The organism is Bacillus cereus group sp. Bce041, from assembly GCF_052646455.1.
Genome location: NZ_JBQXON010000037.1, coordinates 1 through 11,105, shown reverse-complemented (window position 1 = coordinate 11,105; position 11,105 = coordinate 1). Strand labels below are relative to the sequence as shown.

Here is an 11,105-nt window from a genome sequence, read left to right as displayed (position 1 = left end):
AATGGAAATGGATTGTTTGGATATTGATTATCTTTTGACGATGGAAGTGGACTGTTTGGGTATTGATTATCTATTTGAAATGGAAATGGATTGTTTGGATATTGATTATCTTTTGACGATGGAAGTGGACTGTTTGGGTATTGATTATCTATTTGAAATGGAAATGGATTGTTTGGATATTGATTATCTAAATTATTCATTTTTAATACCTCTTTTATATTTTTATTAGCAACAATGTACAATATTAAATAAATAAAAATAGAGAGCAAGTCTATTCTATTTGTGATTATGTTATCTAAAGATATATAAAGTAATCACATTAAAAGTTCTATAACATTTTCAATAGAAAAATTTACTTTTTAATTATTTAATAAGTATAATTTTAGATTTGCCCTCCTAAATATTCATACACATAATTTAAACAAAAAAATAAACTTAAAAATTCTAATTGTTTTTTTTGTCAATATCTATGTCCATGCCCACCAAAACCTTGCCCTTGCCCCTGTGACATTTGAAAAAATTGAACAGCTGCACCTGAAAGTTGGGAACCTGAAACCTGTGTTAATCCAACTACAGGATTACCACCAATCCCTAAAGGAAACACTATTGTAACCATTTCTTGACCAGATGGAGTAAAAGTAACTCTATGAATAAAAACACGTGTACCTGACTGAAGAGTTTGCCCATTAGCTAATGTAACAGATTGAGGAATAGTAAATAATTGACCTACTAAATTTTGAAATTGTTGTTGACGAAAATCATCTACATAATCATATTCAGAAGTATTTTGATAATACATAACTAGCCAACCTCTTTCTATTTAAATTTACACATTATATTTACCTATATATTCGATAGGCTTTTTCTATGTCTAGACAATATACCTAAATTTAATATAAAAACTTTTAACAGTATAAACTAAAATTAGCAAAATCTAATAAATATATATTCTACTTACTATTGTCCATCCTAATCTATTTATTCTAACAGTTCACCCAAACATGAGCCTCTACACACCCAAATTCAAATCACTTTCCTAACATAAACAACCCAGAATTTAAAATTTCTACTTCCACAATGTATAAAATCATGATAAAGAAAAAAAGCGAAATCCATTGATATAAATGGAATTTCGCTTTTTTTCTTTTCTGCCAATAATAGATCATTATATTAACTATCTATAAATATAATATTCATAGATAATTTCTCTTTTATTATTAAAAGTAAAAAAAAGGCATTAATTATTTAATTAAAATAGCTACTTCTTTCTTTTCTATAAATTTAAACACTCCATGCTTTATGCCACATATGATCATTTTGACCTCGTGCAAAACAATCAATTCGATTAGATCCCCAAGAAGCAACTGCTGGAGAAGATGTAAGAATCTCCCCTAACTAAGTCTTCCCAATCGCTCCATACACGCTGATAACCTTTTGAATGTTTTCTCAAAAATACAACTCGTTCCTTACGGAACTTCTAGCCCTATATATAAGAGTGAGATAGAGAAAATAAAGAAAGTTATTGATATAAAGGGTTTAAGAGATATAGAGTGTACCCAAAAAGAAACACCTAGAAAACGGAAAAAGAAAACAATAATTTCAAACATACGTTTTTACATTTAAAAATTAATATATTGTTATATAATTATAATATTTTTTTATATAGTTATACTGAATTGTTACATTTTTTTTAAAAATATGACAATTATTTGTCTTTTTTTACAAAATTCAAAAATTTCGAATTTTATGTGTACTTATTATCCTTAAAATGTAATAATCTGGATGTATCATATTTTTTACAAGAAAATATTAGGAGGTTTTTCAAAATGAAGAACAAATTAATTGGATCAGGATTGGCATTATCTTTACTATTAGGTGGAGCAGCTTTTAACTCTACTGCAGCTAAAGCTGCACCAATCGATGAAGCAAAAAATATTACTGTAGAATCAAAGCAAAACATTGAACCACCAAAAGAATTCGCGGCAATGTTAGGACGAGCTGCAGCAAAAGGAGCTGCTTGGGGAGTTGGATGGGTTGCAGGTGAAAAAGCTGCAAATGCTGTATTTGGAAGTAGTTCATCAGATGCTCCTAGCTATGAATACGAAGATGTAAAATCATCTTTCGATCAATAAATCCTATAAAAGTAAATCTAAAGGAGTATTAAAATGAAAAATAAATTAATTGGATCAGGGTTAGCACTTTCTTTACTATTAGGTGGAGCAGCTTTTAACTCTACTGCAGCTAAAGCTGCACCAATCGATGAAGCAAAAAATATTACTGTAGAATCTGCAAACCAAAACATTGAACCACCAAAAGAATTCTTAGCTGTTGCAGGTCGCCTTGCAGCAAAAGGAGCTGCTTGGGTAGGGGGATATTTAGCAGGTGACAAAGCTGCACGAGCAGTAATCGGAAGTAGTTCATCAGATGCTCCTAGTTATGAATACGAAGATGTGAAATCATCTTTTGATTTGTAGATTTATTCTTTAGGGGGTCGAAGACAATAATAAAAAAAATTATTGTATCAGGATTAGCACTTTCTTTACTATTAGGTGGAGCAGCTTTTAACTCTACTGCAGCCAAAGCAGCTCCAATCGATGAAGCAAAAAATATTACTGTAGAATCTGCAAACCAAAACATTGAACCACCAAAAGAACTCTTGGCTGTTGCACATCGCCTTGCAGCAAAAGGAGCTGCTTGGGTAGGGGGATATTTCGCACATCAAAAAGCTGCACGAGAAATAACTGGAAGTAGTTCATCAGATGCTCCTAGTTATGAATACGAAGATGTAAAATCATCTTTTGATCTGTAGATTTATTCTTTAGGGGGTCGAAGACAATAATAAAAAAAATTATTGGATCAGGATTAGCACTTTCTTTACTATTAGGTGGAGCAGCTTTTAACTCTACTACAGCCAAAGCAGCTCCAATTAATGAGGAAACTATTGCCGTAGAATCCTCAAATGAAAATATTCAGCCACCACAAGAATTTTTCGCCGCAGCGGGACGAGCTGTAGCTGCAGCAGGTGCCTTTAGTGTTGGAAAAGCAGTTGGTAAAGCAGTTGCTAATGCTGCCTTTGGAAACAATAGCACTAATAGTCTTAATTATGAAGACATAACTATAACTTTTGACTATTAATTTTTTGTTTACTATGCAAAACATAATTACGAGCCTTTCTTACTACAAAGTAAGAATTGGCTCGTTTAACTATGTAACTATAAAATTCATTACATATTTATAATTAATATTTTATACCTTAAATAAAAAAACATAAACTTTTATCTTGAAATCAATAAAAGCTTAAAAAAATTAGTGAGGTGATAATAATGTGGAAAAAATTAATAGCTGGATTATTATGTACAGCTTTCATATTTCATTTTGCCATAACCCTTATTTATAATACTCCATCTAATCCTATAAAAGCTAAATACAATAAACAATTATCAGCCTATATGGATCCTATTTTCACTCAAAACTGGAGACTATTTGCTCCTGCACCAGTAACAACAAATAGTAAATTTTTTGTAAAAGCCAAAATCAAATCAGATAATGATACTACGACTACTGGTTGGATCGATATTGTTGACTACATGATTAAGGAAAATCAAGAGAATAGATTTACACCATATAATCGTTTATTACGAATTCCTAGAGGTGCATTTGCTTTAAGACAAGAAAACGATGATACAATGCAAGAGGTTATCAAAAAAATAAACAACGGGAAATTAGATAAAGAAGAATATAAACATTTAGTTGAAAATGAAAGAAGTAAAAATGCTGAAAAAATATCAAATAATTTATTAAACAGATACGCTGAAGCACATCTTAAAAGCGCCTATCCTAATAAAGATATTATAGAATTTAAAGTTCTTCTTGTAGAATCTAACCCAATACCTTTCTCAAAAAAAGAAGAAAAAAATCCTAATAATGAAAAACGTTATATTGAACTTGATTGGGCAAAACCACAAAATGTTATATCTATGTTCTAGTACAAAGGAGTGAAAAACAATGATTAATAAGTTGATTTTATTAAATCAAAAAAAACATATGCTTATAGGAGCTAGTCTAATCCGAATTGCATTTGGATTTATCATTCTTTATAACTATACAATTCATTACTCACAACGTTACTTTTTATGGGGATCTAATGGCTTAATGAGTATGGGAAACCTAAGTCCAGAAGAACGTTTTTTTAACAATTTTTCTCTATATAGTCTCAGTACATCTAACTTATATTTCAATATTATCTATCATTTAGGAATTTTAATAGCAATACTTTTTTTATTTGGTTATAAAGGAAAAATAATATCATTCCTAAATTTCATTTTCATCTGGTCTTTAATGACTCAAAATAATATTATATTAGATGGTGGAGATAATATTTCTCGTATATTACTATTCTATTTATTATTCGCTAATACTACTCAATACTTTTCATTAGACTCTTATTTAAAAAATAAAAAAAATATAAATCCATCTACAACTACTAATACTGAAAATATTTCTTTAAGAAATTTATTACATAACTTATCCATACTCGCATGTCTTGTTCAAGTAAGTATACTATATCTTACTTCAGGTCTTCATAAAGCAATGGGTGAATTATGGCAAAATGGTACAGCTTTATATTACGTTTTACAAGTTGATGAATTCTCTCATCCTTTCTTCAAGAACTTAATACATTCATCTGATCTAATGTTAGTTACAGGATCTTATATAACAGTAATTGTACAATTAGCTTTTCCATTTTTATTATTTAATAAAAAAACAAAATATATTGGTATGATGGGCATAATTGGTATGCATCTAGGTATCGCTATAGTAATGGGACTCTTTAGCTTTTCATTTATTATGATATCTAATCAACTTCTATTTTTAACAGATAAAGAATATAAATCCATATTTACTTATTTAAAACAAAAATATAACAAAGCTTTAACGATTATACAGAAAAGAAAAAAATCACCAGCCGAAATTCACCAACAACTATAAAACCAAAATAAAAATAACACTTTACATAATTCCTATTTCAAATATAAAGTGTTATTTTTTTTTATGCTTTTCGAACAACAGCTAAATAAACAGACGAAGCTATACTTTGAATAAAAAATACAAGCATTACGTAATAAATAAAATATTCCTTATCCATTAACTTAAATATTGCTACAACTACTACTCCAATTAAAATACCAAAAGATAAAATCTTATAAGATAAAGACTTCACCTTAAAAATAAGTATTTGACCTCTCTCGTCTTTCGACTCCATCTGCCTTTCAAAAGATCCTTTATAAAACTCTGCTATAAAAACTAATGCAACTAAAACCAAAACTAAAGTTACAGCAATATTACCCATTATTTATCCTCCTCATAACGAAATACATCATTTATATCTTTTTCCAACGAATTAGCAATTTTAAAAGCCAATGCTAAAGAAGGGTTATATTTATTTTTTTCTAAAGCTACTATAGTTTGTCGACTAACATTTACTTCATCTGCTAATTGCTGTTGTGTCCACTTTTTTTCAGCTCTTCCTACCGCTATATTATTCTCAAGCATGTCTTCCCTCTCTTCTATCGTATAATTTCCACTAATTGGATTGTAATATATTTCATACAAAAAGTAAATAATTTTTTACAATTAGACTGAAAAATAAAACAACTAAAACCCTAATCAAAAATTTATAAATAAAAACCAATTCCTATCAATCAAAAGAATTGGTTTTTTATTAAAAAATAATAAAGAATATATAATTTCTTACTAAATATATATTCTTTACTTATATTTATTTAAAACACCTTCATAATAAGATACAACAGAATGCTTTGAATATTCTTTGTGAGTCAAATATAAAATCCCTTTAAAAATACCATCATCATATAAAAAATCATTTGGTATTTTTAATGATGGACCAAGAGGAGAAACAGGAAATACTTTAAAACAACTTTTTACATATTTATTTTCTTCTACATTTTTTTCGATGTCTTTGCATATCCCATTATTAACATAATAAGATTCATCTGCGCGTATAGAATTTCCTCCTATAACAAAAGAAACTAATACTAACAAACTTAAAACACTTTTTTTAAACATATGAATCCCCCTTTATAATATTTGTGTCTATCAAAAATAACTTATTTAAAAAGTTACATAACAAATACAAATATTTACCTAATTACCCAAAAAAACAACAAAAACCTTTTTGAACTTTATAAAATAAGAAAAATATAATCAACAAATTTTAAAAAAATACTATTTCCAAAACTCATACCATCTCTTATCTTTACTTGCTGAGATCATCCTCTTAACTTCTTGAACTTCTCTAATTGTTTTTAAAAGTATTTCATCACGACTTTGATTCTTCACTATCTCTTCGCTAGAGTTCATTGCTATAAACTTCTGAGAATCCTGTATCGATTGTATAGCGTTCAATAATTCCAATTCTCTTTGTATAAATCTTTCATCTTGATCCATTAATCGTTTAGTTAATTCCTGAAGTAAATCATTTTGCTTTTCAATGATCTCTTTTTGCTCTTGGATCATCGTCTGTAGCGGTGTAGCGTTGAAATTAGGTTCTTCATAGCGCTCAACATCATGTCGTTCTAATGGCAATACTTCAACACCTTGATGCCATGATACTATTTGCTTTGTAGCATTTTCTAATGTCATGTCTGTGTCGTTCTTTAAATGTATAACCCTACGAAACACCATTACATCACTTTCTCTATACTTCCTATGCCCACGTTCATTCTTAATAAAAGTATAACCCTCTTTTTCAAGGACATCAGCATACTTACGTAATGTACTAGATTGGATACCTAATTGCTCTGCCACATCACTAGGACTATATAGCGTCTTCATAGCATTTCACCTCAAAAAATATATTCGCTATAGCAATGATATACCCTTTTTCCTAATAATTCACGTACCACTTGTTTCAAACTCTTAATTTCCATAACCTTTACATAATAGATTTATATAATTCCTATTACAAACTCAATTTTAAAATTAAATACTCATAACAACCAAATCTTTTTTATTTATACAAAATTCCATGCAAAAAAAAGAAGAATCCTTGTTTATACAAGAATTCTATGAAAAAACTTACTACCGATAATAAGACGCTATATTAACTAACCATAAATAAGTATTCATCACAAAAAATCCAGATCTTTGCTTATCATTTTACATAATCCCACTTTGGTTTTTGCCCTTTTCTGGGGGTTCCGTCCTACACTTTTTATTCCACGGTTCACTTGACCATGAGCCTCTACACCCTCAAACTCCCAAAGATAACCCCAGCGGGCAAAAACCGCCCTTCTGGGGCCACCTCTGGTGAGTTTGCATGAGGGTGCCCCTCATGGTCAAGTGACTTTCGCGGCATAAACGTTACAGACTCAGTGATCGACCCTTCCCTAGTTGTTCCCCTATGTATTCCTATTACAAAGCCTCTCATATCTAAATTAATATATTGTATAATGTACTTGATTCTATGTGGTATCACATAGAATCAAGTACATATGCTCCCCGCGGGGAGCCCGATTTATCGCCTTAACGGCTTTAAACCGGGAAGATTAAGAGCATCTGACGAATCGTCTTACCGTCCTATGTCCTGTAAGACTCAAGCAGGGCAAAATCCGCCTGCCTTGGCATGAAAAAGCTAACGCTTTTCCATGCCTGCGGTCAGACGCATTCATTTTTGCTTCGCGCTGCGCTTGAATCAAAAACAAGCTCGGCAAGCCGAGTGAATGGTCTTCAGGCGGATTTTGCCCTGCGGGATTTCGCATTCCTGGAAGCTCTGCATCAGGAATGCCTCTTTTTCTAATTCAGCTTTCGCTTCTTAGAAAAAGACAAAGAGGATTCGCCCATGGCAAACTCTCTTTGTCTCAACAGATATGTATACTTCGCATACATGATCTGTAAAAGTTATTCTTCTCTCAATTAAACAAGTAAATCCATAATCATATTCATAGCGAAGACAGCAAGCTTCGCTATGTCTTCCCAAAAATACAGATCGTATAAAAGCAAAGACAAAAAAGATTCCCTAAGATTCGTCATTTAAGACCCTAGAACCCCTCTAGATTAAATTCTTTTATAAAAAAGTAGTTTTATATAGCCCTTCATCAAAAAAATGAAATACAGCCCTTCTGAGGCTTTTAAAACAAATCTATTCCCTCTACTTTTGAGGTAGAGGGTGGCCGGGGTGTGGGGAGACCCCACGTATTGCGTATCTAAAAATAGATAAATAATCTATTGGAGAACGTTAGACCAAGCGATTTGGCTCGTATAATGAATAGCTCAAGCCGATATGTCTAAATCCCACTTTTGAGTTTATCGGCTTGGCGATGAAAGCAAACGAGCCAAAAAAAGTTTGGCAAGGATGTTAGAAAAAAGAAAAGTCTTCGACTTTAGCCGAGGATTGACGAGGCGACTTTTTTCTAGCAAAGGTGGAGATTTTTAAGCCGGGTTTGCTTAAAAATACTACCTGTTCCTTGCGGAACTTTTAGCTCTTTATATAGAGAGTGAGAAGGGAACAGCATACGTAACTATAAAAAAGCCTTTAATACCAAGGGATTTGGGATTTTTTATAGTTATCGAATTCGATAACTTTAGTTATCGAATTCGATAACTATAAAGTTATAAAAAAACCTGTATGAATTTCATACAGGTTACACTAATTTTATAGGTAAATTTTTCAATTCTTTAGGTTTTCTTATAAACATAGTTTGTAGTGTTTGATTAATATTGTCACGATCTCCACAAAGAATTACATTAGGATTTATATACAATGCATACATTCTAGCATTAATTCCATCCCTACCGGATTCAAAACGCCCAATTAGCCCTTTTTCAATTAATTGCTTTACTAGTCTACTAACTGTATTTTTACTAGATCCTATTTTTTCTGCAATTTCAGTTTGAGTCATGGGTAATTGTTCTTTTGCATTAATATCATGAACAATACAATTCGAACGAAAACCTATAAACCCAATAATTTTATTTAAAAACATAATTTCTTCGTTTTTTAAATAATTATTTTGAATGAGATATAACCAATTCTCTTGAATAATTTGAGCAAATTTAGCTTTATTTTTTACTTTCCGTTCAGGTACCAATTTCATTCCATGTAAATTAGCTTTTGCTTGAAGTTCATTTGCTATGTACATCTCTTCTTCTGACAATATCTTCGAATTCTCGATATCTCTCAATCTTGAATTCCTTTCAGCTTGTTTTAAATTGATAGTATTTGTCATAACTTTTCTCCTCGTTCCTAGTATTTACAACTAGTACGGAGACTTTTTTTATGCTATTATGTAATTAGAAATTTATAAGAATAAAAAAGCCTCTCATTATAGTTGTTTCTCGACAATTCAATTATATCATGATTGGCTTTTTTTGTTATAACTAATAGAAAAAGAGTCCTGTACATAGGACTCTTTTTATGCTTATGAAAGTAAACTTTTGAATAAATGTTTACTTTCATTTATCACTCAAAAATAAGCAAAAAGACAGCAATAAATCAGCTGTCTTTTCTTTTTTGATTTATAAACATTCTATTTTTTAGGCATCCATGTATGTCCGCAATTCATACAACCATTGACAATATTTTTTCTACCAATAAATCCACTGAATAAAGTTATCGGTGCCCCTAGGAGCATCATTAAAAAAACAACAAATAAAGCCATACCCTGAAGTGGAGAATCTCGAGGAACTATTTCAACAACTATTCTAATAGCTATAAGTGTAGCTAACATAAGAAACAGAATTAAAAACATCCTTTTAAAATTATACCCACGTTTGTTACCAACTATTTGATCAGATTTACATTTCCTACAAACAACCCGCCTAGTTACCTTTTCTTTTTGTACTGTCATATCCAATCATCCTTTTAACTATAAATTTTAATAACCTAATTATAAAATATAAAAACTACAATAAGATACAAATATTATCAAAATAAGAAAAGGAACCCTAAAAACTAAGTTCTTTTTCTTATTCTTCAATGTAAACTTTTAGATATTAGTTTACATTCATTTCTCCTTAAACATTGACTTCTCAACAATCCCCTTGATATCCTCAATTTATATAACAAAAGTATACATTCAAAACACTATAAAATAAGAGGTCAAAAATCCATGAATAAAAAACCACATCTCATTGATGTCCAACCTATCCGTAACAAAGAACAGATCGAAGATATGAAATGGTCTCTGAAACGTCATTGTTCCGAACGAGATTATATTCTGTTTCTTATCGGTATCCATACCGGATTACGCGTGAGTGATCTACTCCAACTCGATACACAAACCATAATAAAAATGAAACGAAAAAAGAGAAAAGAATTTAAAATCAAAGAAGGAAAAACAAAAAAAGAACGCATCATTAATCTTACTTCTATTTTTGATGAAGTCTATTCGTATACCCAAAATCTAGAAAGTACCTGGTTATTCCCTTCAAGAAAAGGAAATCAGCCTATAAGTAAAATCCAGGCTTATCGACAATTACAAAAAGCCGGAGAATTTGCCAGTGTAGAATCCATTGGTACCCACACCATGCGCAAAACCTTCGGCTATTGGTTCTATAAACAAACAAAAGATGTCGCTATGTTGCAGGAAATCTTAAATCACAGCACACCACAAATTACACTTAAATATATTGGGATTAGTAAAGAAGAAAAAGATAATATCCTAGATACATTTTTTATTTAATCTAAATCTTAAAAAGAGACATTTTATAAATTTATAAAATGTCTCTTTTTGAGATGAGAGAGAAAAAATGTAATCTAATATTTTATTTTTTTATCTAAATAACAATCACAACACTCCCAATGCGGAGGAATCCATTTATAATACCCAGGCTTTAACTGACATATATCTGGTTTATAACAATCATTTTTAGATATTGGAGGATATTGATTATCCATTTGAAATGGAAATGGATTGTTTGGATATTGATTATCTTTTGATGATGGAAGTGGATTGTTTGGGTATTGATTATCTATTTGAAATGGAAATGGATTGTTTGGATATTGATTATCTTTTGATGATGGAAGTGGATTGTTTGGGTATTGATTATCTATTTGAAATGGAAATGGATTGTTTGGATATTGA

Annotated in this window: 15 protein-coding genes; 6 read left to right on the top strand and 9 right to left on the bottom strand. The window is 30.5% G+C overall.

Going from position 1 to position 11,105, the window contains the following annotated elements; all coding sequences use genetic code 11:
• Positions 1 to 200, bottom strand: a 200-nt coding sequence (locus ACUN13_RS31875) for a hypothetical protein (protein ID WP_445424197.1), incomplete at its 3' end; no start/stop codon positions are given.
• Positions 201 to 460: 260 nt separating this feature from the next.
• A complete protein-coding gene (locus tag ACUN13_RS31870; protein WP_025690085.1) occupies positions 461 to 799 on the bottom strand; it encodes a hypothetical protein in 339 nt (112 codons plus the stop codon).
• A 1,027-nt stretch (positions 800 to 1,826) separates the two neighbouring features.
• Between ACUN13_RS31870 and ACUN13_RS31865 the strand changes: the two genes are divergently transcribed.
• The 5 genes from ACUN13_RS31865 to ACUN13_RS31845 all read left to right on the top strand — a co-directional run bounded on the left by ACUN13_RS31865 (position 1,827) and on the right by ACUN13_RS31845 (position 4,989).
• Positions 1,827 to 2,132, top strand: a complete 306-nt coding sequence (locus tag ACUN13_RS31865; RefSeq protein WP_070179072.1) for a hypothetical protein — start codon at positions 1,827 to 1,829, stop codon at positions 2,130 to 2,132.
• 33 nt (positions 2,133 to 2,165) lie between these two features.
• Entirely contained in the window at positions 2,166 to 2,474 is a 309-nt protein-coding gene (locus ACUN13_RS31860; protein ID WP_088344480.1) for a hypothetical protein, read from the top strand.
• Positions 2,475 to 2,656: 182 nt separating this feature from the next.
• Positions 2,657 to 2,809 (top strand): hypothetical protein, encoded by a 153-nt coding sequence (locus ACUN13_RS31855; protein ID WP_157797784.1) that lies wholly within the window; start codon positions 2,657 to 2,659, stop codon positions 2,807 to 2,809.
• 514 nt (positions 2,810 to 3,323) lie between these two features.
• Positions 3,324 to 3,986 carry a DUF5819 family protein gene (locus tag ACUN13_RS31850; protein WP_025689544.1) on the top strand — a complete coding sequence of 221 codons (663 nt, stop codon included), beginning with the start codon at positions 3,324 to 3,326 and terminating at the stop codon, positions 3,984 to 3,986.
• A gap of 19 nt (positions 3,987 to 4,005) precedes the next feature.
• Positions 4,006 to 4,989, top strand: coding sequence for an HTTM domain-containing protein (locus tag ACUN13_RS31845; RefSeq protein WP_081340368.1), 984 nt, complete (start codon positions 4,006 to 4,008; stop codon positions 4,987 to 4,989).
• A gap of 61 nt (positions 4,990 to 5,050) precedes the next feature.
• Here ACUN13_RS31845 and ACUN13_RS31840 read toward each other — a convergent pair whose 3' ends face one another.
• From ACUN13_RS31840 to ACUN13_RS31815, 6 genes are all read right to left on the bottom strand, one after another.
• Complete coding sequence (locus ACUN13_RS31840) at positions 5,051 to 5,350, bottom strand: hypothetical protein (RefSeq protein WP_025689547.1); 300 nt, start codon at positions 5,348 to 5,350, stop codon at positions 5,051 to 5,053.
• On the bottom strand, positions 5,350 to 5,553 hold the full coding sequence (locus ACUN13_RS31835) for a helix-turn-helix transcriptional regulator (RefSeq protein ID WP_025689549.1): 204 nt from the start codon (positions 5,551 to 5,553) through the stop codon (positions 5,350 to 5,352). The genes ACUN13_RS31840 and ACUN13_RS31835 overlap by 1 nt, the downstream gene beginning before the upstream one ends.
• A 216-nt stretch (positions 5,554 to 5,769) precedes the next feature.
• Positions 5,770 to 6,087, bottom strand: coding sequence for a hypothetical protein (locus ACUN13_RS31830; protein WP_025690770.1), 318 nt, complete (start codon positions 6,085 to 6,087; stop codon positions 5,770 to 5,772).
• A gap of 159 nt (positions 6,088 to 6,246) precedes the next feature.
• Complete coding sequence (locus tag ACUN13_RS31825) at positions 6,247 to 6,855, bottom strand: DUF3967 domain-containing protein (protein ID WP_088344476.1); 609 nt, start codon at positions 6,853 to 6,855, stop codon at positions 6,247 to 6,249.
• A gap of 1,808 nt (positions 6,856 to 8,663) precedes the next feature.
• Positions 8,664 to 9,248: a MarR family winged helix-turn-helix transcriptional regulator gene (locus ACUN13_RS31820; RefSeq protein ID WP_025690064.1), complete on the bottom strand. Its 585-nt coding sequence runs from the start codon at positions 9,246 to 9,248 to the stop codon at positions 8,664 to 8,666.
• Positions 9,249 to 9,548: 300 nt separating this feature from the next.
• Positions 9,549 to 9,869: a hypothetical protein gene (locus ACUN13_RS31815; RefSeq protein ID WP_061665820.1), complete on the bottom strand. Its 321-nt coding sequence runs from the start codon at positions 9,867 to 9,869 to the stop codon at positions 9,549 to 9,551.
• A 261-nt stretch (positions 9,870 to 10,130) separates the two neighbouring features.
• Between ACUN13_RS31815 and ACUN13_RS31810 the strand changes: the two genes are divergently transcribed.
• Positions 10,131 to 10,703 carry a tyrosine-type recombinase/integrase gene (locus ACUN13_RS31810; RefSeq protein WP_088344486.1) on the top strand — a complete coding sequence of 191 codons (573 nt, stop codon included), beginning with the start codon at positions 10,131 to 10,133 and terminating at the stop codon, positions 10,701 to 10,703.
• Positions 10,704 to 10,777: 74 nt separating this feature from the next.
• Here ACUN13_RS31810 and ACUN13_RS31805 read toward each other — a convergent pair.
• On the bottom strand, positions 10,778 to 11,105 hold a 328-nt coding region (locus tag ACUN13_RS31805; RefSeq protein ID WP_445424196.1), incomplete at its 5' end, for a hypothetical protein.